We start from the raw sequence: 24,181 nt of genomic DNA, 5'->3' as shown, positions 1-24,181 counted from the left end.
GCCCCAAACTTCCACATCTCTTAATTCAGGAGCTTCCCGCATGTCCACAACACCCCGTGTCGTCATCATCGGAGCCGGCATCGTCGGCGCCAATCTCGCGGATGAGCTGTCCACCCGCGGCTGGACCAACATCACAGTGGTCGAGCAGGGACCGTTGACGTTGGCGGGCGGCTCAACTTCGCACGCCCCCGGCCTCGTGTTCCAGACCAACGCTTCCAAGGCCATGACCCAATTCGCGTCCTACACCGTGGACAAGCTGCTCTCGCTCAGCGAATCCGGTGTGTCCTGCTTCAACCAGGTGGGCGGCCTCGAAGTGGCAACCACTCCGGAGCGCTTGGAGGACCTCAAGCGCAAGCTGGGCTACACGGCGTCGTGGGGTGTCGAAGGCCGGCTCATCGATCCGGACGAGTGCGCCAAGCACTACCCCCTGCTCAACCAGGAAAAGGTCCTCGGCGGTCTCTACGTCCCCACCGACGGCCTGGCTTCCGCGGCCCGCGCCGTCGGCCTGCTCATCGCCAAGGCGAGCGCCGCAGGGGTCACGTTCCGCGGTTCCACTCCCGTCACCGGAATTGAACAGTCCGGAGGCAAAGTCACCGGCGTCGAAACGCCCGACGGCGTGATCCCGGCTGACATCGTAGTTTCCTGCGCCGGGTTCTGGGGACCCAGGATCGGAGCCATGGTGGGCATGTCCGTGCCGCTCCTCCCCCTCGCCCACCAGTACGTCAAGACCACCTCCGTGCCTGAGCTCGTGGGCCGGAACGATGCCTCGCGGCTGCTTGACCCGGGCAACGGCGCCTGGATGCCCATCCTCCGCCACCAGGACAAGGACCTCTATTACCGCGAGCACGGGGACCGGATAGGCATCGGCTCCTACGCCCACAAGCCCATGCCCGTGGACCTCCGGGAGCTGCCCGAGGTTGCCGCCGGAGACATGTCCGAGCACCGGATGCCGTCCCGCTTGCCGTTCACGGAAGAAGACTTCCTGCCGTGCTGGGAAGACTCCAAGGAACTCCTTCCTGCACTCGCCGGCGCCCGGATTGCCGATGGCTTCAACGGGATCTTCTCGTTCACCCCCGACGGCGGTCCCCTCGTCGGCGAGTCCAAGGATGTTGAAGGGTTCTTCGTGGCCGAGGCCGTCTGGGTGACACACTCTGCCGGCGTGGCCCGAGCCCTGGCGGAACGCCTCATCGAAGGCCAGGCCCGCATCCCGCTCCACGAATGCGAGGTCTCCCGGTTCGAGGAAATCCAGACTGCGGAGAGCTACGTCAGCGAAACCTCGCAACAGAACTTCGTCGAGATCTACGATGTCCTGCACCCGCTGCAGCCGAGGATCTCTCCGCGCGAGCTGCGCTTGAGCCCGTTCAATGCCCGGCAGAAGGAGCTCGGGGCATTTTTCCTCGAAGCCCAGGGTTGGGAGCGCCCGCACTGGTTCGAGGCCAACCGCGGCCTACTGGAAGTGCTCCCCGAAGAATGGCGTGCGCCGGAGCGCGAGCCCTGGGCCGGGATGTTCCACTCCCCCATTTCCGCCGCCGAAGCGTGGAAGACGCGCACCGCCGTCGCGCTCTATGACATGACGCCGCTCAAGCGGCTGGAGGTTTCCGGCCCGGGCGCCGTAACCCTCTTGCAGCGCCTCAGCGCCGGGAAAGTCGACAAGAAGCCGGGTGCGGTGACGTACTGCCTGCTCCTCAACGACGACGGCGGCATCCGCAGCGACATCACTGTGGCCCGGCTGGATCAGACGACGTTCCAGGTGGGCGCGAACGGCAACATCGACTTCGACTACTTCACCACCGAGGCCCGCAAGCAGACTGCCGGGGACGTCACCCAGTGGGTCCAGGTCCGCGACATCACCGGCTCCACATGTTGTGTGGGGCTTTGGGGACCGCTGGCCCGCGAGGTCATCGCCAAGGTCAGCGATGACGACTTCAGCAACGACGGTTTGAAGTACTTCCGCACCAAAAAGGTCCGGATCGGCGGGATCCCGGTCACCGCGATGCGGCTCTCCTACGTAGGCGAGTTGGGCTGGGAGCTGTACACGACGGCGGAAAACGGCCAAAGGCTCTGGGACTTGTTGTTCGAGGCCGGCCAGGAGCAGGGCATCATCGCGGCCGGCCGCGGCGCGTTCAACAGCCTGCGCCTTGAGAAGGGCTACCGGCTATGGGGTACCGACGTGACCCCGGAACACGAGCCCTTCCAGTCCGGCCTTGGCTTCTCCGTCGGCAAGGACAAGGAAGGATACGTCGGCGCCGAGGCCCTCAAAGCCCGCCGCGAACTGCCCGTCAACCGGCGCCTGCGTTGCCTGACCGTCGACGACGGCACGTCCGTCGTGTTGGGCAAGGAACCTGTCTATTACCGGGGAGAGCCTTCCGGCTACGTCACAAGCGCCGCCTACGGCTACACCGTCCGGAAGCCCATCGCCTACGCTTGGCTGCCCGCCGAGGCGGGCGAGGGTGACGCCGTCGAGATCGAATACTTCGGCAAACGGATCCCGGCCACCATCTCCCCGGATCCCCTCGTGGATCCAACCATGGAAAAGCTGCGCGGCTGACACCGCTCCCGGCTACCGGACACAGCAATGGGGATCACTTCAAAGGAGTTCAAGTAATGGCCAACGAAAAGTTTGATTACGTCATTGTGGGTGGGGGCAGCGCCGGATCGGTGCTGGCGGAGAGGTTGAGCGCCGACCGCACCAAGACCGTCCTGGTCCTGGAGGCTGGCCGCAGCGACTACCCCTGGGACCTGTTCATCCAAATGCCCGCAGCACTCACGTTCCCCAGCGGGAACAGGTTCTACGACTGGCGCTACCAATCCGACCCCGAGCCGCACATGCACGGACGCCGGATCGCCCACACCCGCGGCAAGGTTTTGGGAGGATCGAGTTCCATCAACGGCATGATCTTCCAGCGCGGCAACCCTTTGGACTACGAACGCTGGGGAGCCGACGCCGGGATGGAAACCTGGGACTTCGCCCACTGCCTCCCGTACTTCAACCGTATGGAGACCGCCCTCGCCGCGGATCCCGACGATGAGCTGCGAGGACACAACGGACCGTTGGTCCTTGAACGCGGCCCGGCGCGCAATCCCCTCTTCCAGGCTTTCTTCCGCGCCGCCCAACAAGCCGGATTCGCGCGGACCAACGATGTCAACGGGTACCGGCAGGAGGGCTTCGGGCCCTTCGACCGCAATGTGCACAAGGGCCAGCGGCTCTCCGCGTCGCGTGCCTACTTGCGGCCACACCTGGACCGGCCCAACCTCACCGTAAGGACCCGGGCCCTCGTATCGAAAATCAACTTCGACGGCATCGGAACTTCCGAGGTCAGGGCCACGGGCGTCAGCTACCGACGCAACGGCAAGCAGCACAGCGTGGACGCCCAGGAAGTCGTCCTGTGCGGAGGAGCCATCAACACCCCGCAGCTCCTGCAGTTGTCCGGCGTCGGGGACTCCACGCACCTCAAGTCCCTGGGCATCAAGCCTGTAGTTGACCTCCCCGGCGTCGGCGAAAACCTGCAGGATCACCTGGAGGTCTACATCCAGCACGCCTGCACCCAGCCGGTGTCCATGCAGCCAAGCCTGAGCCTGTGGCGCTATCCGTGGATCGGCCTGCAGTGGCTATTCGGGCGCAAGGGGCCTGCGGCCACCAACCACTTCGAAGGGGGCGGGTTCGTCCGCTCCAACGAGGACGTTGCCTACCCCAACCTGATGTTCCACTTCCTCCCGGTGGCCGTCCGCTACGACGGCCAGAAGGCCGATGCCAAGCATGGCTACCAAGTGCACATCGGGCCCATGTATTCCGATGCCCGCGGCAGCCTGAAGATCACCTCAACGGATCCAACCGCCCACCCGTCCATGAAGTTCAACTACCTTTCCACGGAGCAGGACCGGCGCGAGTGGGTGGAAGCCATCCGGATTTCCCGGAACATCCTGGAGCAGTCTGCCATGGCGCCTTTCAATGGCGGCGAGCTCTCCCCCGGCCCCGCCGTCCAGACCGACGAGGAAATCCTCGACTGGGTAGCCCGCGACGCCGAAACCGCCCTGCACCCATCCTGCACAGCCAAGATGGGCCCGGCCACCGATCCCATGGCCGTGGTGGACCCGCTCAGCATGCGGGTGCACGGCACATCGGGCCTGCGGGTGGCTGACGCTTCGGCAATGCCCTACGTGACCAACGGAAACATCTACGCGCCGGTCATGATGCTGGCCGAGAAAGCTGCGGACTTGATCCAGGGCCGCAAACCCCTCGCTCCGATCGCCGCCGAGTTCTACCGGCACGGCACGGTTCAGGGTGCGGGCGGGCCGGTTCGGGACAGTCTAAGCCAGCCCGAGGCCACTTCGGCAAGGAACTAAGGAGCGGCATGAACAGCCCACAACTTTCACAGATCCACACGGTGCGTGGCAGCTACGTCGGCGGCGGGTGGCAGCAGTCCAGCGGAGGCATCCGGAGCATCAGCTGCCCGGCGGACGGTACGCACGTTGCCGACGTCGCGGAGTGCACCCCGGCCGATGCCGAGGCCGCTGTGGCGAGCGCCCGGAAGGCGTTCGACGACGGCGGCTGGCCGAACACGCCGGAACTGGAACGCGGCACGATCCTGCTCCGCGTGGCCGAGCTGCTGCTGCGGGACAAGGCCGCATACGCCGCGGCCGAAGCCCTCGATACCGGCAAGCGCCTTGTCGAAGCCGAATACGACATCGACGACGTCATAGCCTGCTTCCGCTACTACGGCAGCGTGGCAGGCACGGACGCGGGCCGCGTGATCGATACCGGCCGTCCCGGCGCCATCAGCAGGGTCGTCCATGCACCGGTGGGCGTCTGCGGCCTCATCACGCCGTGGAACTATCCGCTCCTGCAGGCTTCGTGGAAGGTTGCACCGGCACTGCTTGCCGGGAACACCTTTGTCCTCAAGCCCAGTGAGTTGACGCCTTCGACATCCGTCCTGCTCATGGACACCCTGCGGGAAGCAGGCGTGCCCGACGGCGTCGCGAACCTCGTGACGGGAACGGGACCGGAAGTGGGGGCTGTGCTCAGTTCGGATCCCCGGGTCGACCTGGTCTCCTTCACCGGCGGACTGGAAACCGGCAAGCGGATCATGGTGGCTGCTGCGCAGACGGTCAAGCGCGTGGCCCTCGAGCTTGGCGGCAAGAACCCGAACGTGGTCTTCGCCGGCGCCGACCGGGAGGCCGCGATCGACAACGCCTTGACGGCCGTCTTCCTTAATTCGGGCCAGGTTTGCTCTGCCGGGGCCCGGCTCATTGTCGAAGAATCCATTCACGACGAGTTCGTGGCCGAAGTGGTCCACCGTGCACGCCGGATCCGGCTGGGCGGCCCCTTTGACCAGGAAGCCCAGACCGGTCCGCTGATCTCCACGGCCCACCGGGACAAGGTCCACGCCTACGTGCAGGCCGGGGTCGCGGAGGGCGCCCGGCTGCTGTGCGGGGGCGTCATTCCGGACAGCCCGGAGCTGGCTGGTGGCAGTTTCTACCCGCCCACCGTGTTGGACGGCTGCAAGACCTCGATGCGCGTGGTCCAGGAGGAATCCTTTGGCCCCGTCATGACGGTGGAAACGTTCACCACCGAGGAAGAAGCTATCCGACTGGCCAACGACACGGTCTACGGGCTCGCCGGAGCAGTGTGGACGGCGGACGCTTCGAAGGCCCAGCGAGTTTCCGAAGCATTGCGCCACGGGACGGTCTGGATCAACGACTACCACCCGTACGTTCCGCAGGCCGAATGGGGCGGCTTCGGACAGTCCGGCAACGGCCGCGAATTGGGGCTCGCGGGCTTGGCCGAATACCGGGAAACAAAGCACATCTGGCAAAACATCAGCCCCGGGCCCAGCCATTGGTTCGAGCCGCCACAGGCAGGAGTACAGCAATGAGCAGTCCTGACATATCAGTGCGCAACCTCTGGAAGGTCTTCGGACCCGGAGGTGAGAAGATCCCCAAGGATCCCGAACTCTCGGCGTTGAGCTCCGCCGAATTGCTTGAACGTACCGGCTGCAATGCTGCCGTGCGGGACATGAACTTCGACGTCGCGAAGGGCGAGGTGTTCGTCGTCATGGGCCTGTCCGGATCCGGAAAGTCCACCCTGATCCGGTGCCTCACCCGGCTGATCGAACCGACGTCGGGAAGTGTCCTCGTGGACGGCAAGGACGTAACGCAGGCAGGAACCACTGAGCTTCGGGAGCTGCGCCGGCGGAAAATGTCCATGGTCTTCCAGCATTTCGGCCTCCTGCCGCACCGAACCGTGTTGGACAATGTGTCCTACGGGTTGCAGGTCCGCGGCGCCGCCAAGAACGAGCGCTACGCCAGGTCCCGCGAAATCATCGACCTCGTGGGACTCACGGGATACGAGCAGCATTTCCCTGACCAACTCTCCGGTGGAATGCAGCAGCGCGTCGGATTGGGTCGCGCTTTGGCAGGCGATCCGGACACCATCCTCTTTGACGAACCCTTCTCGGCTCTGGACCCGCTCATCCGACGCGACATGCAGGCGGAAGTCATCCGGCTGCACAAAGAGATGGGCAAGACGATGGTGTTCGTCACCCACGACCTTTCGGAAGCGCTCAAACTCGGGGACCGCATCCTGATCATGCGGAACGGGGAGACGGTCCAATGCGGCACAGGCGATGATCTCGTCGGATCGCCTGCGGACAAGTACATTGCCGACTTCGTCTCCGAAGTACCGCGCGCGGATGTCCTGACGCTCAAGTGGATCACCGATCCTGTGGCTTTGGGCACTCCCGGGGATGCTCCTGTCCTGAGTGCAGGCATGATCATCCGCGACGCAATTCCCACCGTCATGAACTCATCGTGTCCTATCCTGGTGGAAGACTCCGGCAAGATCACCGGCCAGATCGACCGCGACAGCATCTTGTCGGTCATCCGCAGCACGGAAGTTGCGGCGTGATGTCCACTCTCGTTCGCGATCGCGCCCCGGTTCAGACCGGTCACGTTTCCGTCCGCCCACCGCGCAAACGGCTCAGCCGCCGCACCCTGCTTCTGGTCGGGGCCGGCGTCGTCTGGCTTGTTGGATACCTGATCCTCCACGGCACCGCGACACTCACGCTGCCGGCGTCGGAGCTGACTGACCTCCACCGCTCGCTCAACCAATTCAATGCCTGGGTGGCCGCGAACCGTGCGGACAATCCAGTCTTCCAATACGTCTTCACTCCCCTCCGGGCCGCCGTGGACGCGGTCGCAAACCTGTTCATCGGTATTTTCGCCGCCAGCTCCACCGGGCTTCGCCTGCCGGAAATCGGCTGGCTGGGAACCGTCGCGTTGCTCAGCTGGATCGCTTTCGCGGTGGGCAACGCCCGGGTAGCCTTGCTGACCACGGCGGCCTTCGTGTTCTTCGGCCTCCAGGGGCTGTTTGTTGAAGCGGCTTACACCTTCGCCCTCGTCCTCACAGCCGTGCTGTTCAGCCTCCTGATCGGACTTCCGCTCGGAGTCTTGGCCGGGATCTCCGGGAGGGTCTCCCAAGTAATCACTCCGGTCCTCGACTTCATGCAAATCCTCCCCACGTTCGTCTATCTGGCACCTTTGGCCCTCATCTTCCTGATCGGCCCTGCCTCCGCGGTAATCGCCACGGTGATCTACGCGGTGCCTCCGCTCATCCGGCTGACCGCGCACGGAATCCGGAACATCCCGGAAAACACCAGGGAAGCATCCGACTCCTTGGGCACCACGGGGTTGCAGCGACTGCTGACCCTCCAACTCCCTTTGGCACGGCGCACCATTGTGATGGGGATCAATCAAAGCACCATGGCTGCTTTGTCGATGGTTACCATCGCAGCGCTGATCGCGGCTCCGGGGCTGGGACAAGTGGTTGTGCGTGCCCTGCAATCACTCGACGTCGGGACAGCAGTCAACGCCGGCCTGTCGATTGTCCTCTTGGCCATCGTGCTGGACCGGGTCACCACGGCTGCCAGCCGCCGGGCCGAACCCGGGGCAGCCCGCAAGCGCCGTATATCGCGGAGAAGCAGATACATCCTGCTCGCCGTCAGCCTTCTTGTTGCCCTAGTCATGGTCCAGCTCTCCCGCACGATGCTCTGGGCCGCGGCCTTTCCGAAGAACCTCAACTTTGGCCCGGACATCGTCAGCGGAGTAAGTGCCGCGAGCGAATGGCTGCAGACGAATCTCTCCCTTTTTACAGTGTCCTTCCGCGAGGCGCTGACCAACGGAATCCTCAACCCGTTCCAATCCCTTCTGGCCGAGACCCCCTTCTACCTCCTGGTCGCGGTTGTCCTCATTGCGGCTTGCGCACTCGGCGGTTGGAAGCTGGCATTGGTCACGGCCTCATGCCTGGGCGTCATCATTTACCTGGGCCTGTGGAGCGATGCCATGGTCACCCTCGCCAGCACCCTTGTTGCCACGGCCGTGGTCATGGTGCTGGGCATCGTCTTCGGTGTGGCGATGGGCAGGTCCAGCAAGGTGGACCAGATGATGCGGCCCATGCTGGATGCGGGCCAGACTATGCCCGCCTTTGTCTATTTGGTTCCGTTCCTAGGCCTCTTCGGCGCAACCAGGTTCACTGCGATCGTCGCCGGCATCATCTACGCTGCGCCTGTGGCCATCAAGATCACGGCCGACGGAATCGCAGCGATCTCCCCCACCGTCATGGAGGCTGCGGTATCCAGCGGCTCCACGCCCTGGCAGGTCATCACCAAGGTCCAACTCCCGATGGCCAGGAAATCCCTGGCCCTCGCAGCCAACCAAGGCCTGATCTATGTCCTCGCCATGGTTGTGGTCGGTGCGCTCGTGGGCGCAGGTGGCCTCGGGTATGACGTCGTCGCCGGCTTTGTCCAAAGCTCGCTGTTCGGCAAGGGCCTTGCCGCCGGCCTGGCCATCGTCTTCCTCGGCATCCTGCTGGACCGCATGACCCAGGCCGCCGCAGCCGACCCCGTCCGTGAAATCCGCTCAGCAAAATCGAGCGCGCACTAATTCCTCACCGCTTACCCCCCAACAAGGAGACCCCAACCATGAGTAGAACCAGACAGCTTTTGAAACGAACAATTCCCGTATTGGCCGGAACCGTTACTGCAGCCCTCTTGCTTGCTGGCTGCGGAGGCGCTTCCGTGAACCAAGCGGCAGCCGCAGGCTCCTCGAATACGCCCTGTGGAACCGTCAATGTCGCCCTCAACGCGTGGGTCGGCTACACGGCAAATGCGGCCGTCTATAGCTACATCGCGCAGAACAAGCTCGGTTGCACAGTAGTCCAGAAGGACCTGTCGGAGCAGATTTCCTGGCAAGGCTTTGGTTCCGGTGAAGTCGATGTGATCCTTGAGAACTGGGGTCACGCGGACCTCACGAAGCAGTACATCACGGACCAAAAAGTAGCGGTGGACGCCGGCCCCACGGGCAATGAAGGGCACATCGGCTGGTACGTACCACCATGGATGGCCCAGAAATACCCGGACATCCTGGACAGCAAAAACCTGAACAAATACGCGTCCATCCTTGCCACCTCCGAATCCGGCGGCAAGGGCCAGGTGCTGGACGGCGACCCGGCGTTCGTGACCAACGATGAAGCCCTCGTCAAGAACCTTGGCCTCGACTACAAAGTGGTCTTCTCCGGTTCGGAAGCAGCCCTGATCCAGTCCTTCCGTACGGCGGAGAAGAACAAGACACCGCTGCTGGGCTACTTCTACGAACCGCAATGGTTCCTTTCCGAGGTCCCCCTCAAGAAGGTCAGCCTGCCCGCCTACACCCCGGGCTGCGATGCCGACGCCGAGAAGGTGGCCTGTGACTACCCCGATTACAAACTGAACAAAGTGATGGCCAAAAAGTTCGCGGACAGCGGTTCTCCCGCCGCGAAACTGCTCAAGGCCTTCTCATGGACCAACGCGGACCAGAACTCCGTAGCAACGGACATCCAGGGCGGCATGAAGCCCGATGCCGCTGCCAAGAAATGGGTGGATGCCCACCCTGATGTGGTGGCCGCCTGGCTCAAATAGTCTTTCTCCCGGTCTCACCTTGAAGCTCCCCGGATCCTTGGATCCGGGGAGCTTCTTTGTGCTTTCCGGGACACCCCCTCACTCATTTCACGCAACATCGTTGCTGCTGACGCACCCCACCTTCGCCACACTCCCCAACTGACTCGCATTTGTTGTCGTTTAGCCCCCAGAAAACGACAACAAGTGCGAGTCAGTTGGGCGGAAACCGGAGACCCTTGACGGTGATGCACAACACATCTATTCTGGTGCAACAGCGTTGCGTTGAATGCAACCCCAAAATTCTTGGTGGATTCATGAAAAACGAAACATCCTCCGTGGCAGCAATCCCGGGAAGCGCTCATGCCGGATCCAAAGGCGGATCCGGCGAGCTTCCCGATGCGACAGCCATCCCGGGCGGCCCGTCAAAGCCAGCCGGCAACCACACGGTCAGCAAGGACACCCGCCGCCGCGTCATCACTGCAAGCTTCATCGGCAACTTCGTCGAATGGTTCGACTACGCCGTCTACGGCTACCTTGCCGGCATTATCTCGACTGTCTTCTTCCCCGCATCGGACCGGCAGACCGCCCTGCTCGCCACGTTTGGCGTCTTTGCCGTCTCCTTCTTTGTCCGTCCACTGGGCGGATTCATATGGGGCCACATCGGTGACCGGCTCGGACGGAAACAGGCACTCTCGCTGTCGATCGTGCTTATGTCCGTGGCAACGTTCTGCATCGCCCTGATCCCCGGCTACAACACCATCGGCGTCATGGCACCAGTCCTCCTGCTGCTCGTCCGCGTTGTCCAGGGCTTCTCGGCAGCAGGCGAATACGCAGGCGCCTCAGCCTTCCTGGTGGAATATGCGCCGGCCAATCGGCGCGGACTCTATGCCGCCGTCGTACCTGCCAGTACAGCGGCAGGCCTGCTGCTCGGTTCCCTCCTTGCGGCACTGCTCAGCTCAGTGCTGAGCGCCGAGCAGCTCGGCGAATGGGGCTGGCGCCTGCCCTTCCTCCTGGCCGCCCCGATGGGCCTGATCGGCCGCTACATCCGCACCAAACTCGAGGACACACCGGCATTCCGCGAAATGGCCGCGAAAGACACCGCGGTCAAGGCGCCGGCCTTCGCGATGTTCAAGACGTACCGCAAGCAGCTCATCATCGCGACGGGCGCCGTGCTGCTCAACGCCGTCGGCTTCTACGTGATCCTCAGCTACATGCCCACGTACCTTTCCGAGGAGCTTCACTTCGGTGCAGCCGAATCGTTCCTGGCCACCACCATTGCCCTCCTCAGCTACATCGGATTCATTTTCTTGACGGGGATCGCATCGGACAAGTTCGGCCGCAAGCGCATGCTCATCACTGCTTCCGTACTGTTCGTGGTGCTGACTGTTCCGGCGTTCATGCTCCTCGACACCGGTAACTTCCTGGTCATTGTCCTGGTGCAGATTCTGTTGGGCGCAATGCTCACGCTCAACGACGGCACCCTGCCCAGTTTCCTTGCCGAGCTCTTCCCCACGAGGGTCCGCTACAGCGGCTTCGCCGTCAGCTTCAATCTCTCCAACGCCCTATTTGGCGGTACCGCCCCATTCATGGCAACCCTCCTGATCGGCCTGACCCACAACCAACTGGCCCCCGGCTGGTACCTCGTGGCGGCCGCCGTCATCTCCCTCATCGCGGTCCTCTTCGCTGTGGAGACTTCCAAGAAGCCCCTGCAGCAGGACTGAAACAACCCACCCATTGAAAGGAACACCACCCATGACCATCACCGAGAATGAAGCCGTAAGCGACGTCACCAAGCTTGAGCGCCTCAAGGTCCTCAACAACGGAGAGAAGGTCTCCCTGACCTTCTCCGACGCAGAGTTTGAACGACGCCTTGCCGGTCTTCGCCGGATCATGGCCGAGAAGGAACTGGACGCCGTTGTCCTGACCAGCTATCACTCCATCAAGTACTACTCCGACTTCCTGTTCACCTACTTCGGCCGCTCGTACGCCATGGTGGTCACGGCCGACGACACCGTCACTGTCACCGCCAACATCGACGCCGGTATGCCGTGGCGCCGCAGCTACGGGGAAAACCTCGTCTACACGGACTGGCGCCGGGACAACTACATCTTCGGCATCCAGGAAGTGCTGCGCACCCGCGGGATCAACGTCCGGCGCCTGGGTGTCGAGGACGATTCCCTTCCGCTGGACAACCGCAACAAGATCCAGGCCGCCTTCTCCGGCGCGACGCTTGTGGACGTGGCCCAGGCCGCGATGCGCCAGCGCATGATCAAGTCTTCCGAGGAAATCGAGGTCATCAAGCACGGCGCCCGGATCGGCGACCTCGGCGGCGAGGCCATTCGCAACGCCATCACGGCCGGAATCACCGAATACGAGGTGGCCCTGATCGGCACGGAAGCCATGGTCCACGAGATCGCACGGACGTTCCCCGACTCCGAGATCCGCGACACCTGGGTCTGGTTCCAGTCCGGCATCAACACGGACGGCGCCCACAACTGGGCAACCACCCGCAAGATCCAGGAACACGACATCCTGTCGCTGAACTGCTTCCCCATGACCTCGGGCTACTACACGGCCCTGGAGCGCACCTTGTTCTACGGCGAACCCGATGCCCGCTCCCTGGAACTGTGGAACATCAACGTGGAGGTGCACAAGCGCGGACTGGAACTCATCAAGCCCGGCGCCGTCTGCAAGGACATCGCCGCAGAACTCAACGAAATCTACGTTTCGCATGGACTGCTCGCCAACCGCACCTTCGGCTACGGACACTCCTTCGGGGTCCTCTCGCACTACTACGGCCGCGAAGCCGGACTGGAGTTGCGCGAAGACATCGACACCGTTCTGGAGCCAGGAATGGTGGTCTCCATGGAACCGATGATCACGGTCCTCGACGGCCAGCCGGGTGCCGGCGGTTACCGTGAGCACGACATCCTGGTGGTCGGTGAAGACGGTGCCGAGAACATCACCAAGTTCCCGTTCGGCCCGGAATACAACATCATCGGCGCCTGACACCCACCTCCAATGGACATGCCCGGCCTTGCGCCCGAGCAGTGGACATATGACTCATATGCTCATTGCTCTAAGCGAAGGCTGGGCATGTCCCAATAAAAAGAGCCATATAGTGACCATCATGACCCCAGCAGAACAGCGTGCAGAACAGCGTGCAACCACGAGCGAAACCCCGGCCAACGGCGACTCCAAGGGCGCTTCGGTACTCGAGAACGCCATCGCCGTGCTCCGCAGCTTCACCGCCGACGAGCCCTTGCTGGGCGTCACCGAGATCGCCGGCAGGATCGGCTTGCACAAGAGCACCGTGTCCCGGATCCTGGCAACCTTCGAACAAGAACACCTGGTGGAACGCGACCCCGAATCCCGACGATTCCGGCTGGGCCTGGGGATGATCGCCCTTGCCGGCCCGCTCCTTGCCGAGCTGGAAGAGCGCCGGGTTGCCTATCCCGTGCTGCGCGAACTGAGCGAACGGACGGGCGAGACGAGCGCCCTCATGGTGTGGAACGGGAGCGAATCCATGTGCGTGGAGCAAATCGCCAGCCGTCACCAGGTCAAGCACCTCGCTCCGTTGGGTGCCCGCTATAACGAGGCGCTCAGCTCCTCGGTGCAGGTCTTCCTTGCCGCCGAAGACGCCGACCGCGTGCGCAAGCTCCTGCGCAGCGGCTCCATCACATTGCCCGGCCTCGACGACGAAGCACTCGAGGCCTACCTGCTCAGGCTCCGGGATTCTGTGGAGCGGGGCTGGGCCTTCAATTTCGGCGAAACGTCCATCGAAGAAGTCGGCGTTGCCTCCCCCGTCTTTGACCTCCGTGGAGACATCGTTGCCTCCGTCCTGATCCCGGCGCCAAAGTTCCGGGTCTCGCAGGACACGCTCGCCAGCCTCGGCGAGGCATGCCAGGATGCGGCCCGCAAAATCACCACGCGCCTGGGCGGCCGCGCCCCGCACTAACTCCCAAGTAATCCCCACCGCGACCCTCGCCTCGCAAGTCCCCACCGGCTCCCAGCCTTCGCAAGCTCAGGCAGGGGCCCACGCCGGTGGGGCCCCACGGCCAGGGAACCCTGGCGGTGTGGGCCCACGCAGTTGTCGTTATGAGCCGCCATAACCAAGCGGTTAGCCCGCGACGACGGCGAGCGCCTCCTCGACAGTGTCTACCAGGAAGATTCGGCCCTCCATGACTTTCCCCGCAGCGAGGCTCTGCAACATGGGCCACGCGGGATACTTGTGCTCCCAGTGGTCACGCCCCACGAGCACCATGGGCGTGACGGTTTCCGGGGCGCCGTAGAAGTTCTCGCACGCGTCCTGGAAGATTTCCTGCACGGTGCCGGCGGAGCCTGGAAGGAAGAGGATTCCGCCGTTGCATAGCTCGAGCAGGATCGCTTCGCGCATGGAGTTGGCGAAGTACTTGGCGATGTGGGTGGCGAAGAGGTTGGGCGGCTCGTGCCCGTAAAACCAGGTGGGAATGCCCAGTGACATCGTCCCGCTCGGGTGGTGCCCGACGACGGCGGCCGCCGCCCGCGCCCAGGCCGTCACCGAGGGGCGGAAACCCGGCACCGCCGCGAGTGACTTCAGCGCGGCGGCGAATTCGGCGTCGGGCAGTCCGCTCAAGTAGGCGCCCAAATTGGCAGCTTCCATGGCCCCCGGGCCTCCCCCGGTGGCTACCGTGAATCCGGACAGCGCCAAGAGCCGGCCCAGCCGCGCCGCGTCCTCGAACTCCTGTGTTCCGCGTTGCGCGACGTGCCCGCCCATGACTCCCACGATCTTGTTCCCCGCGAAATCCCCGTTGCCCAGGAGTTCGTCCAGGGCGTCCCCGATGGCGTGGTCGTGCAGTGCGGCGGCGAGGGTGGCGTCCAGGCTGGTCCGCTGCCCCGGCATGATGCTCCAGTGGTAGACCTGGGCATCCAGGGTGGCTTCGTACTCCGTGGAGTCAATGTCCTCGTATAGCTCGGCGGCGCTGTAGAGGCTGCCCCGATACGGGTTGAACGGCACGCCGCGCAGCTTGGGAAAGATGAGTGCGCCGCGGCTCCGCAGGGAGTCCTCCACGCCGTCGTCGAAGGTACAGCCCAGGAAGATGGCACCTTGGGGGTCGAGCCTCTCCAGGTCCGCGCGTCGGCCTCGCAAGTCCAGCGACTGGGCGTGCCATCCGTGCATCGTTGCGGCCCCGGAGCCCAGAAGCCTGTCGAAATGGGCGACGCTCTCAATGTCGAGTGTGCGGGGACTAGGAGTCAGGGCGCGGGACGGATTCATGGCATCAGCGTATGCCCGCGGTTCCCGTTGCGCAGGAGCCGACCGACCAGTGCATCATGGAGCATGCAGACTTCCGAACAGCAAAGCAGCTTAAGGCCCCGGATCGGCATACCTGTCCGCCTCAGCGGCTCCGAAACCGCGGATCCTCGCGTGGGAGAGGCGAACGAACTCTTCGACTTCATCGTCGAACTAGTGCGCGACGCCGGCGCGGAGCCCGTGCTGCTGGACGCTTCCTTTACCGACGAAGCCGGTCCGCTGGCCGCCGAGCTCCGTTCCCTTAACGGGGTCCTGCTGCCCGGCGGCGGAGACCTGGATCCGCGACTCTATGGTGAAGAAGCAACTGATGCCTGCTACGACGTCAACCCGGACCAGGATCGCCTTGACTTGGCGGTCGCCCGGGGATCGCTCGACGCCGGTTTGCCCACCCTCGGCATCTGCCGCGGCCACCAGCTCCTCAATGTGGTCTATGGCGGGACGCTCATCCAGGACATGCACCCATCGCTAGTGGAGCACAACGGCCTGACCCCGGCGGAAGGTGGACTCAGCGCCTGGGCGTGGCACGACGTCGAACTTTCACCGGATTCCAAAGTGGCCGGACTCTATGGTTCACGGAACTCGGTGCGGATCGCCTCAGGGCATCACCAGGCTGTGGCCCGGGTAGGCGATGGCTTGGTGGTGACGGCGGTCGCCGAGGACGGGACCGTGGAGGCCCTCGAGGATCCGCAGCGCTGGGTGGCATCCGTGCAATGGCATCCCGAGGCCTCGCAGCTGCCTGAGGAGGAACGGCTCGCGCCGTTCAAGGCATTCGTGGAGGTCTGCAGGACGCTGCGTCCTGTGGGGTGATCGAGCGGCCGGTCCGCCTGCCGGAATCAATTTCCCGCGCCCGTGAACCTGACCGCTCCGGAATTCGTCTCATCAATGTGGCAAGCACCTTCGAGCGCCACCGGACACGAGAAGCGGGGAACCAATCATGAGAAACAGCCCCAAAGCCACGATGGTCATCGTAGGAGCGGCCGCCCTGATCGCCGTGAGCGGTTGCGGGGCGTCCGGAACCGGCTACCAGGGCTCATCGTCGAGCCCACCTGCCGCCGCGTCTTCGACTGCTCCGCCGTCCGGGACCTCGCAATCGCTCACCATCACCATCAAGGACTTCGGCTATCAAGGACCCGTCTCGGTCAGCCCGGGCGCCAAAATCACCGTGAAGAACGAGGACGTCCAGGCCCACACGGTCACCTCTGACGATGGAAAGGCCTTCGACGCGGCCGTCGACGGCGGGGGCGGAACAGCCCAGTTCACCGCGCCCACCACACCGGGCAGCTACCCCTACCACTGCACCTACCACTCCAATATGCACGGAACCCTGGTTGTGAAATGAGAACAGTGAAATGAGCACCCGTGAAGCGGCCCGCCGCAAGCCGATGAGCCGCAGGCCCAAGGACATCCTGTTGCGGCTGCTTGTGGCGGCAGCCTTGGTCGTCGACGCCGTGGTGCACTTCGATCTTGCCTCCGGCTACCAATTGGGTGCCCCTGGCGGAATCGGGGAAGGCAACCTGTTCCGGATTGAGGCCGTCGCTGCAGTTCTCGTTGGCCTTTATGTCCTGGTCCGGGGCAGTCGGCCGGCCTACGCGGCCGCGGTGGTCGTCGCTGGAAGCGCCTTCCTAGCCGTCATCCTCTACCGCTATGTCGACATACCTGCCATAGGTCCACTCCCGTCTATGTACGAGCCCGTATGGTTTTTCGAGAAGTCCCTCAGCGCAGTCGCCGAGGGACTGGGTGCCGTTCTGGCGGGCGTCGGCTACTTCCGGCAACGCGGCAGCGCCCGCCGACGCTGAAAGCGCCCGACGCCGGAAGACGCACCGGCCGCCGAAAGGCGTCCGCCGGTGGCCTGCCCGCGCATGGTTCTGATGTCTGGACATGTTCCAAACCAGGTCCCAAACAACACCCCTGAAACGCCGCAATAAACGCGCTTCCGGCACCCTTGACCCGCACAATGCTCCTGCTATCATCAGTAAAGCAGTATGTCCTATCAAGCGAACATGAGCGGACATGCTTGCAACTTCCGGGACAGTCCCGGAATGCGAGGGAGCATGCAATGGCGAATCAACTTGGCCTCACTATCGACCGTTCTTCCCCTGTGCCTTTGTACCACCAGGTCGTCCAGGGCATCGAGGCAGCCATCCACAGCGGAGTGCTGGAGCCCGGCAGCCGTTTGGACAACGAGATAGACCTCGCCGCCCAGCTCAACCTGTCCCGGCCCACTATGCGCAAGGCCATGGACGAACTCGTCCGCTCGGGCCTGTTGGTCCGGAAGCGGGGCGTCGGAACACAGGTGGTGTCAAGCCAGGTCCGCCGTCCCCTGGAGCTTTCCAGCCTTTACGACGACCTGAGCAACAACGGCAAGAAGCCCACAACGCAGGTCCTCAGCTTCTCGCACATGGAGGCCGACGCAGCCACCCTGACCGCCCTCCAGCTTCCGGCCGGCTCCAAGGTCTACCACTTCACCCGCCTGCGCAAGGTGGGCGGTAAGCCCTTGGCGCTGATGGAGAACTGGGTCCGCGACGACATCACCACCATGGACGAGTCCATGCTCCAGGCAGAGGGCCTCTACGCCATCCTTCGCCGCGGCGGAGTCAACTTCCGCCTCGCCTCGCAACGGATCGGCGCAATGATCGCCAATGACTTCCAGGCACCGCTCTTGGAGGCAGAAGTCGGTTCGGCTTTGGTCACCATGGAGCGCACCGCCGTCGACGACACCGGGCGCATGGTGGAGACCGGCCACCACGTGTATCGGGCCGATTCCTACAGCTTTGAAATGACACTCGTACAGCGCTAACGCAAGGACATAACTTCATGGCCAACTGGGTCTATCCACTGGGAACCGCCAACGACGGCGATTGGGACATCTCGCTCGGAACCTCCGATTCCGCGTTGACTGTGGACGGTTGGGCCCATACTGGGCTCAAGGTCGCCACGCTCGCCGCGGGCGCCGCCGTCGTACTCCCCGCCGCAGCTGAAGAGCGGATCATCGTGCCGCTCAACGGCGCCTTCACGGTGACGGTCGACGACGTCGAGTATCCCCTTGCGGGGCGGGCGTCGGTTTTCCATGGCCCCAGCGATGTCCTGTATTCCGGCACGAATGCTGCCGTCACCATCAGTTCGCCCGACGGCGGCCGCGTCGCCGTTGCCACTGCCCCGGCCAACGCGTCGTACCCCACCAGGCTAGTGACCGCCGCGGAAACCCCGGTTGAGCTGCGCGGAGCAGGCAATTGCTCCCGCCAGGTCCACAACTTCGGCACCCCAGCGGCCCTTGAGGCGGATCGTTTCATCGTCTGCGAAGTACTCACCCCTGCGGGCAACTGGTCCTCCTATCCCCCGCACAAGCATGACGAGGAAAAGGACGGCGAAACGCAGCTCGAGGAGATCTACTACTTCGAGACCCGGGTGGCTGAAGGCTCGGGCGCCCCTGAAGACGCCGACGCGATTGGCTTCCAGCGCGTCTACGCCTCCGATGAGCGCCCGATCGATGTGGCCGCGGAAGTTCGCACGGGCGACGTCGTCCTTGTTCCCTACGGCTGGCACGGCCCCGCCATGGCCGCTCCCGGCTACGATTTGTACTACCTGAACGTCATGGCAGGCCCGGGACCCGTGCGCGAATGGCTCATCAGCGACGACCCCCACCACGGGTGGGTGCGGCAGAGCTGGGACGGACAGGACATCGACCCCCGCTTGCCGTTCGGCGCCTAAAGGAGTTCGTGCACCCAACTGACTAGCAGTTGTTGTCGTTCTGAGCCGTCAAAACGACAACAACTGCGTGGGCCCACGCCGCCAGGGTTCCCTGGCCGAGCTTGCGAGGCGAGGGTGGCGGTGGGGCCAGTTGGGGCCTGCAAGCACTCCAGGTTGCTAGGCCGTCACCAGCGCCACCCTGACCGGAACCCCGCTTGCCAGAGACTCCTGCGCGGCGTCGGCCACGCGGGAAGCCGCGACGGCGTCCTCGGGCGTGCACGGGTTCTCCCGTTTGCCCAGGACCAATTCAACGAAGGCCGCCATTTCGGAGCGATAGGCCTGGTCGAAGCGTTCGGCGAACGTCTTGTGGGGCTCTCCGGCTGGGAACGCTACGCCGGCCTCGGCTGATTCCATGGCTGTCTTGTCGTCCAGGCCGACCATGATGGAATGCTTGGAGCCTTGGATTTCGAGGCGGACGTCGTGCCCCGCACCGTTGTAACGCGTTGCTGACACCGTGCCGACCGTCCCGTCGTCGAACGTAATCAAAGCCAAGGCAGTGTCCACATCGCCCACCCCGCCGATGGCGGGATCACCGTTGTTGGAACCCTTGGCATAGACCTCCACGATCTCGCGGCCGGTCAGCCAGCGCAGGATGTCGAAGTCGTGGACGGAGCAATCGCGGAACAGCCCGCCGGACGTTGCCAGGAACTCCACGGGTGGCGGTGTCATATCGCAGGTCACGGCGCGCAGGGAGTGGATCCAGCCGAGCTCCCCCGCTTGGTAAGCGCGCTTGGCCTCGAGGTAACCGGCATCGAAGCGACGCTGGTGCCCGATCTGCACTACGCCATCGTTGGCACGGATATGTTCCAGGACAGGCAGCGAATCGGCCACATTCATGGCTACAGGCTTCTCGCAGAACACCGGGATACCGGCGTCCACTCCAGCGCGGATCAGTTCGGGGTGCGTGCCCGTTCCGGTCGCGATCACCAGCCCATCCACTCCGGAAGCGATCAAAGCCTCCACCGACGGCAGGAATTGAGCACCGAGACCGGCTGCCACCGTGCGGGCATGCTCTTCGGCCACATCCGTGAGCCGCAACTCCACGTTGATGCCCTGCGCATTCAGTTCCGCGTTGAGGCCGGCAATGTTGTTGGCGTGCATCACGCCGATCCGCCCTACTCCAACCAGCCCGAGAATGACGTCCTTCATAGTGCTACCTCCGTTGAAAAAGCTGAGCTGTTCCGGAACTCGGAGGCCTCAAGCGTGAACGCCCGGCGGAACGCCTCAAGCGCCTCCATGCTGTCTCCGCTGGCCCACGCTTCCATGCCGACGGTGCCTTCGTAGCCTGCAGCCCCGAGCGCCCGGGCCACGGCCGAGTAGTTGATTTCGCCGGTGCCGGGCTCGCAGCGGCCCGGGACGTCCGCCACCTGGATCTCGCCGATGTGCGGCAAGGCGGTGCGGACCAGCTCAATGAGGTTCCCCTCCCCCAATTGTGCGTGGTACAGGTCCAGCATCATCTTCACGTTGGGGTGTCCGGCCGCCTCCACGAGTGCCAAAGTGTCCTTCGCGCGGGCCAGCGGAATTCCGGGGTGGTCCAGCACAGTGTTGAGGTTTTCGAGGCAGAATGTCAGTCCGTGCTTTTCGCCGAGCGCGCCAAGGCGCTCCAGGGTCCGGACACCCGTGATCCACATACTCCCGTTGGACCGGTAGACGGGACGGGCCGCATTGCCGTCGATCAGCTCGGCCGAGTGCACCACCATGCGGCTGACGCCGAGTTCCAAAGCGGTCGGAATCAGCGTCTCGGCCGTCCTCACGACGTCATCGGCGGTGTCGGCGTCAACCAGGCTCCCGGAGGTGTACCCGGTCATGGAGGAAAAGACCGCGCCGCTCGACTTGAGTGCCGCAATGTCCTTGCTCCTCGAGTCCCAGAGTTCGACGTCGAATCCTGCCTCGTGGATCCGACGTACCCGATCGGTGAACGGCAGATCAGTGAAGACCATTTCCGCACAAACGGCCAAGCGCATCAGACACCGGCCTTGCTGTTGCTCGAAACGGCGGGTACCGCCACGGGTCCGCCTTGCTGGACCGATTCGATGCAGGCCAACGCCATCGCGAGGGCGCGGCGCGCATCCGCGGCTCCCGGGGTGAGGGTGAAAGCGCCCGACGGCGGCTGCGTGCCGTCGCGACGCGCGCGGACTGCCGCCGCGAAGTCCACGAGTTCGTCGGTGTAGGCGTCGCGGAACAGTTCCACGTTGAGCCTCGGAGTCTCGGCGGAAAGGCCCTCTGCGGTGTACCTCACGGCAGCCGTTTCAGTGGGCCGTCCGGCCTGGACCATGCCCTTGGAGCCGAAGACTTCGCCCCGGACGTCATAGCCGTAGAGTGCGCTGAAGTTGGCTTCCGCTACTGCCAAGGCTCCATTGCTGTAGCGGATGGTGACCACAGCGGTGTCCAGGAATCCCTGGTCACGCAGGCCCGGTTCCACCAGGGCGTCCGCGACGGCGTAGACCTCCACCGGCTCGGCGCCTTCGTTGAACCAGTTCAGGGTGTCGAAATCGTGGATGAGGGTTTCCAGGAAGATCGTCCAGGCCGGAACCCTGGCTGCGTGCCTGATACTCCCTGTGCCCGGGTCCCTCGTCAGCGAGCGCAAGAGCTGCGGCACTCCCACAATTCCCTCGGCCAAGTCCTTCTTGGCGGCCTGGAAGTCGGTGGCGTAGCGGCGGTTGAAGCCGATCTGGAAATGTACCCCTGCCGCTTCGACGGCGACCAGGGCGGCGTCGAGCTCTTCGAGGCTCTGCGCGGCAGGCTTCTCGCAAAACACGTGCTTGCCGGCGGCGGCGGCTTGGGCGATCAGGGAAGCGTGGAAGCGCGCCGGGCTGGCAATGATCACGGCGTCGATGTCCGGATCGGCCAGGATGTCCGCGGCGTCGGCCGTGACCTTCGCCGTACCAAGCTGGGCAGCCACCGACGCCGCAGAGTCCACGTTGGGATCGGCGACGGCGGCCAGGACCGCACCAGGAACCCTGCGGGCTATGCTTTCGCCGTGGAACGCTCCCATCCAGCCCGAGCCTATGAGGCCAAGCCGCACCGGCGTGGGGAGACTGGAGTGCTGTTCGATGTAGGCCATGGGCCTGTCCTTTCGATAGTCAGTACAACAATTGCTTAGGCGGCGTTGCCTTCGCCCGGGAATTCAATGCCCACTTGGCGGCGGATCTCATCGGCAACTTCCATCGTCCGGATGGAGGAGGCCAACGGCCGTTGCCGGGTTTCGGTCTCACCGGCGGCGATGGCGCGTGCCACGGCCGCGGCTTCGTAGTGCAAGCCTTCCAAATGCCCGCCCGCCGCTTCGTTGTGGCGAAGCCGCGTGCCATCCGGGAATCGGATCTCGAAACCGCCGGGCATGTTGAAGGGGCCATCGATGGTCAACGTGGCCTCGGAGCCAACGATCGTTGCCGCGGTGGGGGTGAAATTATGCAGGTGGGTATTCATGACGGCCTGGTTTCCGCCCGGGAATTGCATGATGGCGGAGAGCTGGGCATTGACACCGGACTCGTGGGGTTGGCCGAAAGCGCTCAAGCGTTCCGGGGCGCCGAGGATCTCTGTGATCAGGGCCAGCGGGTAGGTGCCCAGGTCCAGCAAAGGCCCGCCAGCCAGTGCGGGGTCGAAGATGCGGTGGCTACGTTCGAAGTGCTCGCCGTATTCCGCCAGGACCGTTGTTACGGTACCCAGCGTCCCGGCGTCGAGCACTTGCCGGATCACGTCGAACTTCGGAAGGAAGAAGCTCCACATGCCCTCGGCGGCGAAAACGCCGGCTGCCTTGGCCCGCGCGGCGATATCCCTCGCCTGTGCCGCGTTCAGACCGATCGGTTTTTCGATCAGGACGTGTTTGCCGGCGTCGATGGCGAGGACGGCAGCGGCGTGGTGGAAGTTGTGTGGAGTGCACACGTACACGATGTCTATGTCCGGAGCCGCGGCCAGCTCTTCGTAGCTCCCATAGGCGGCAGGCACGCCGAAAGCGTCCGCGAACGCCTTGGACCGGTCCAAAGAGCGTGAGCCGACGGCGGCGATCACTTGCCGTGAGTGGGCCTGCACCGACTCCGTGAAGCGTTCGGCAATCCACCCCGGGCCCATGATCCCCCAGCGCAACGCGGGAGCGTCGCGGGAATCCGGGACGCGGGTCACCGGCAGACCAGGCACTGGCAGCCCGGATGACACCATCAGTAGACCACTTTCGTGTAGGCCCCGTCGCTGTGGAGCGAACGGATCATGGCTTGTGCGAGCTGGGACGCGCGCAGGCCATCCTCACCCGTGGCGATCGGCGCAGGCTCCCCCTTTTCGAGGGCCGAAATCCAAGCCTGAAGTTGCAGGCGGTAAGCGTCGGCGAAGCGTGGACGCCAGTCGGCAGGGATTTCGGAACTTCGCCTCCCCTCCTGCCGGACATCGAGGGCAGCCGGTTCCGGGAGTGCCGTAGTGCCGAACTCTGATACGACCTCGCACCGGGTGGTGTAGCCATACTGCGCGTTGAGGAAGAGTTCGAGCGTGGCCAGGGTACCGTCGGCCGCGCGCAGGAGCATGAAGGCTGGATCCCGCAGGTCACCGGTACTGTGCCGGGAACTCCGCCCCGCTTGCCAGGACACCTCGGTGATAGGCGAATCCAGCAGCCAAGGGATGATGTCGAGCTCGTGGATGGCCGAATTGGTGATGGCCGATTCCGAGCTCGCACCCGGACCCGCGGACGCCGTCCTGCTCGTGCAATGGACCTGTAAAGGCTCGCCTTGCGTGCGTGCCCGGGTGGCTTCGCGCAAGGCGACATAGCCGGGATCAAAACGCCTCATGAAGCCCATCGACAGCAGCCTGGCACCCGTTGCGGCCAGGAGGTCGGCTTCGGCCTCCACCACTTCGCGGCTTTCCAGGAGCGTGGGGGCCAACGGCTTTTCGCACAGCACCGGGGTCATCGCTTCGAAGCATTCCAGGACGAGCCCCGCATGGGTGGAGTCATGGGAGGCAACGACGACGGCGTCAACCTCACTGGAGTTGATCAGCTCGGAAGGATCGGTGGTGATGCGTGCGGACGGCGGCGCCGCGGCCGCCGCACGTCCGGCGTCGAGGTCTGCCACGAAGGTGACTTCGGCCCCGCTGATGGTGGTGGAGAGGTTCCTGATGTGGTCTGCGCCCATAACACCGGCGCCGATAACGCCAACCCGGATCGTCATGCTGTCTTCCCGTCTACTGCTTCGTGCACATTCCCGTGGTGGCATGGCGCCCATCCGGTTTTCCG

Annotated in this window: 20 protein-coding genes; 14 read left to right on the top strand and 6 right to left on the bottom strand. The window is 64.2% G+C overall.

Annotated elements, in window-relative coordinates; translation table 11 throughout:
- Positions 1-40 precede the first annotated feature (40 nt).
- From ACSKT0_RS04235 to ACSKT0_RS04195, 9 genes are all read left to right on the top strand, one after another.
- The gene (locus tag ACSKT0_RS04235) at positions 41-2,548 is read left to right on the top strand and encodes a GcvT family protein (RefSeq protein ID WP_437772648.1); all 2,508 of its coding nucleotides are present in this window, start codon (positions 41-43) and stop codon (positions 2,546-2,548) included.
- Positions 2,549-2,604: 56 nt separating this feature from the next.
- The gene (betA, locus tag ACSKT0_RS04230; RefSeq protein ID WP_437772647.1) at positions 2,605-4,344 is read left to right on the top strand and encodes a choline dehydrogenase; all 1,740 of its coding nucleotides are present in this window, start codon (positions 2,605-2,607) and stop codon (positions 4,342-4,344) included.
- 8 nt (positions 4,345-4,352) lie between these two features.
- Positions 4,353-5,873, top strand: a complete 1,521-nt coding sequence (locus ACSKT0_RS04225; protein WP_437772646.1) for an aldehyde dehydrogenase family protein — start codon at positions 4,353-4,355, stop codon at positions 5,871-5,873.
- Complete coding sequence (locus tag ACSKT0_RS04220; RefSeq protein WP_437772645.1) at positions 5,870-6,904, top strand: quaternary amine ABC transporter ATP-binding protein; 1,035 nt, start codon at positions 5,870-5,872, stop codon at positions 6,902-6,904. Before ACSKT0_RS04225 ends, ACSKT0_RS04220 begins: the two co-directional genes overlap by 4 nt.
- Complete coding sequence (locus tag ACSKT0_RS04215; RefSeq protein WP_437772644.1) at positions 6,904-8,937, top strand: ABC transporter permease; 2,034 nt, start codon at positions 6,904-6,906, stop codon at positions 8,935-8,937. Before ACSKT0_RS04220 ends, ACSKT0_RS04215 begins: the two co-directional genes overlap by 1 nt.
- A 38-nt stretch (positions 8,938-8,975) precedes the next feature.
- Positions 8,976-9,950, top strand: coding sequence for an ABC transporter substrate-binding protein (locus ACSKT0_RS04210; protein WP_437772643.1), 975 nt, complete (start codon positions 8,976-8,978; stop codon positions 9,948-9,950).
- 293 nt (positions 9,951-10,243) lie between these two features.
- The gene (locus ACSKT0_RS04205; protein ID WP_437772642.1) at positions 10,244-11,650 is read left to right on the top strand and encodes an MFS transporter; all 1,407 of its coding nucleotides are present in this window, start codon (positions 10,244-10,246) and stop codon (positions 11,648-11,650) included.
- A 31-nt stretch (positions 11,651-11,681) separates the two neighbouring features.
- Positions 11,682-12,938, top strand: coding sequence for an aminopeptidase P family protein (locus tag ACSKT0_RS04200; protein ID WP_437772641.1), 1,257 nt, complete (start codon positions 11,682-11,684; stop codon positions 12,936-12,938).
- A gap of 121 nt (positions 12,939-13,059) precedes the next feature.
- Positions 13,060-13,887, top strand: a complete 828-nt coding sequence (locus tag ACSKT0_RS04195; protein WP_437772640.1) for an IclR family transcriptional regulator — start codon at positions 13,060-13,062, stop codon at positions 13,885-13,887.
- A 162-nt stretch (positions 13,888-14,049) separates the two neighbouring features.
- Here the strand turns inward: ACSKT0_RS04195 and ACSKT0_RS04190 are convergent, their stop codons facing one another.
- Positions 14,050-15,183 carry an LOG family protein gene (locus tag ACSKT0_RS04190; RefSeq protein WP_437772639.1) on the bottom strand — a complete coding sequence of 378 codons (1,134 nt, stop codon included), beginning with the start codon at positions 15,181-15,183 and terminating at the stop codon, positions 14,050-14,052.
- A 63-nt stretch (positions 15,184-15,246) separates the two neighbouring features.
- Between ACSKT0_RS04190 and ACSKT0_RS04185 the strand changes: the two genes are divergently transcribed.
- The 5 genes from ACSKT0_RS04185 to iolB all read left to right on the top strand — a co-directional run bounded on the left by ACSKT0_RS04185 (position 15,247) and on the right by iolB (position 18,927).
- A complete protein-coding gene (locus ACSKT0_RS04185) occupies positions 15,247-16,026 on the top strand; it encodes a gamma-glutamyl-gamma-aminobutyrate hydrolase family protein (RefSeq protein WP_437772638.1) in 780 nt (259 codons plus the stop codon).
- Positions 16,027-16,153: 127 nt separating this feature from the next.
- Positions 16,154-16,558 (top strand): cupredoxin domain-containing protein, encoded by a 405-nt coding sequence (locus ACSKT0_RS04180; protein WP_437772637.1) that lies wholly within the window; start codon positions 16,154-16,156, stop codon positions 16,556-16,558.
- A 10-nt stretch (positions 16,559-16,568) separates the two neighbouring features.
- Complete coding sequence (locus tag ACSKT0_RS04175; protein WP_437772636.1) at positions 16,569-17,015, top strand: hypothetical protein; 447 nt, start codon at positions 16,569-16,571, stop codon at positions 17,013-17,015.
- Positions 17,016-17,275: 260 nt separating this feature from the next.
- Positions 17,276-18,016, top strand: coding sequence for a GntR family transcriptional regulator (locus ACSKT0_RS04170; RefSeq protein ID WP_345447895.1), 741 nt, complete (start codon positions 17,276-17,278; stop codon positions 18,014-18,016).
- 17 nt (positions 18,017-18,033) lie between these two features.
- Positions 18,034-18,927, top strand: coding sequence for a 5-deoxy-glucuronate isomerase (gene iolB / locus ACSKT0_RS04165; protein ID WP_437772635.1), 894 nt, complete (start codon positions 18,034-18,036; stop codon positions 18,925-18,927).
- A gap of 156 nt (positions 18,928-19,083) precedes the next feature.
- Here the strand turns inward: iolB and ACSKT0_RS04160 are convergent, their stop codons facing one another.
- The 5 genes from ACSKT0_RS04160 to ACSKT0_RS04140 are packed head-to-tail and all read right to left on the bottom strand — an operon-like array spanning position 19,084 to position 24,116.
- On the bottom strand, positions 19,084-20,115 hold the full coding sequence (locus ACSKT0_RS04160; RefSeq protein WP_437772634.1) for a Gfo/Idh/MocA family oxidoreductase: 1,032 nt from the start codon (positions 20,113-20,115) through the stop codon (positions 19,084-19,086).
- Positions 20,112-20,930: a TIM barrel protein gene (locus tag ACSKT0_RS04155; RefSeq protein ID WP_437772633.1), complete on the bottom strand. Its 819-nt coding sequence runs from the start codon at positions 20,928-20,930 to the stop codon at positions 20,112-20,114. Before ACSKT0_RS04155 ends, ACSKT0_RS04160 begins: the two co-directional genes overlap by 4 nt.
- The gene (locus ACSKT0_RS04150) at positions 20,930-22,030 is read right to left on the bottom strand and encodes a Gfo/Idh/MocA family oxidoreductase (RefSeq protein ID WP_437772632.1); all 1,101 of its coding nucleotides are present in this window, start codon (positions 22,028-22,030) and stop codon (positions 20,930-20,932) included. Before ACSKT0_RS04150 ends, ACSKT0_RS04155 begins: the two co-directional genes overlap by 1 nt.
- Positions 22,031-22,065: 35 nt before the next feature.
- Entirely contained in the window at positions 22,066-23,121 is a 1,056-nt protein-coding gene (locus tag ACSKT0_RS04145) for a Gfo/Idh/MocA family protein (RefSeq protein ID WP_437772631.1), read from the bottom strand.
- Positions 23,121-24,116 carry a Gfo/Idh/MocA family oxidoreductase gene (locus tag ACSKT0_RS04140; protein WP_437772630.1) on the bottom strand — a complete coding sequence of 332 codons (996 nt, stop codon included), beginning with the start codon at positions 24,114-24,116 and terminating at the stop codon, positions 23,121-23,123. Before ACSKT0_RS04140 ends, ACSKT0_RS04145 begins: the two co-directional genes overlap by 1 nt.
- Positions 24,117-24,181 lie beyond the last annotated feature (65 nt).

It is taken from the genome of Arthrobacter sp. KNU40, from assembly GCF_051515115.1.
Lineage (GTDB): Bacteria > Actinomycetota > Actinomycetes > Actinomycetales > Micrococcaceae > Arthrobacter.
This window is presented reverse-complemented; position numbering and strand designations above follow the sequence as displayed.

Bases quoted from the DNA above. Each gene is read 5' to 3' on its own strand.
- ACSKT0_RS04225 (WP_437772646.1), top strand. From the start codon at position 4,353: ATGAACAGCCCACAACTTTCACAGATCCACACGGTGCGTGGCAGCTAC.
- ACSKT0_RS04180 (WP_437772637.1), top strand. From the start codon at position 16,154: ATGAGAAACAGCCCCAAAGCCACGATGGTCATCGTAGGAGCGGCCGCC.
- ACSKT0_RS04195 (WP_437772640.1), top strand. From the start codon at position 13,060: ATGACCCCAGCAGAACAGCGTGCAGAACAGCGTGCAACCACGAGCGAA.
- ACSKT0_RS04145 (WP_437772631.1), bottom strand. From the start codon at position 23,121: ATGGTGTCATCCGGGCTGCCAGTGCCTGGTCTGCCGGTGACCCGCGTC.
- iolB (WP_437772635.1), top strand. From the start codon at position 18,034: ATGGCCAACTGGGTCTATCCACTGGGAACCGCCAACGACGGCGATTGG.
- ACSKT0_RS04150 (WP_437772632.1), bottom strand. From the start codon at position 22,030: ATGGCCTACATCGAACAGCACTCCAGTCTCCCCACGCCGGTGCGGCTT.
- ACSKT0_RS04140 (WP_437772630.1), bottom strand. From the start codon at position 24,116: ATGACGATCCGGGTTGGCGTTATCGGCGCCGGTGTTATGGGCGCAGAC.
- ACSKT0_RS04215 (WP_437772644.1), top strand. From the start codon at position 6,904: ATGTCCACTCTCGTTCGCGATCGCGCCCCGGTTCAGACCGGTCACGTT.
- ACSKT0_RS04200 (WP_437772641.1), top strand. From the start codon at position 11,682: ATGACCATCACCGAGAATGAAGCCGTAAGCGACGTCACCAAGCTTGAG.
- ACSKT0_RS04190 (WP_437772639.1), bottom strand. From the start codon at position 15,183: ATGAATCCGTCCCGCGCCCTGACTCCTAGTCCCCGCACACTCGACATT.
- betA (WP_437772647.1), top strand. From the start codon at position 2,605: ATGGCCAACGAAAAGTTTGATTACGTCATTGTGGGTGGGGGCAGCGCC.
- ACSKT0_RS04205 (WP_437772642.1), top strand. From the start codon at position 10,244: ATGAAAAACGAAACATCCTCCGTGGCAGCAATCCCGGGAAGCGCTCAT.
- ACSKT0_RS04160 (WP_437772634.1), bottom strand. From the start codon at position 20,115: ATGAAGGACGTCATTCTCGGGCTGGTTGGAGTAGGGCGGATCGGCGTG.
- ACSKT0_RS04170 (WP_345447895.1), top strand. From the start codon at position 17,276: ATGGCGAATCAACTTGGCCTCACTATCGACCGTTCTTCCCCTGTGCCT.
- ACSKT0_RS04235 (WP_437772648.1), top strand. From the start codon at position 41: ATGTCCACAACACCCCGTGTCGTCATCATCGGAGCCGGCATCGTCGGC.
- ACSKT0_RS04210 (WP_437772643.1), top strand. From the start codon at position 8,976: ATGAGTAGAACCAGACAGCTTTTGAAACGAACAATTCCCGTATTGGCC.
- ACSKT0_RS04155 (WP_437772633.1), bottom strand. From the start codon at position 20,930: ATGCGCTTGGCCGTTTGTGCGGAAATGGTCTTCACTGATCTGCCGTTC.
- ACSKT0_RS04185 (WP_437772638.1), top strand. From the start codon at position 15,247: ATGCAGACTTCCGAACAGCAAAGCAGCTTAAGGCCCCGGATCGGCATA.
- ACSKT0_RS04175 (WP_437772636.1), top strand. From the start codon at position 16,569: ATGAGCACCCGTGAAGCGGCCCGCCGCAAGCCGATGAGCCGCAGGCCC.
- ACSKT0_RS04220 (WP_437772645.1), top strand. From the start codon at position 5,870: ATGAGCAGTCCTGACATATCAGTGCGCAACCTCTGGAAGGTCTTCGGA.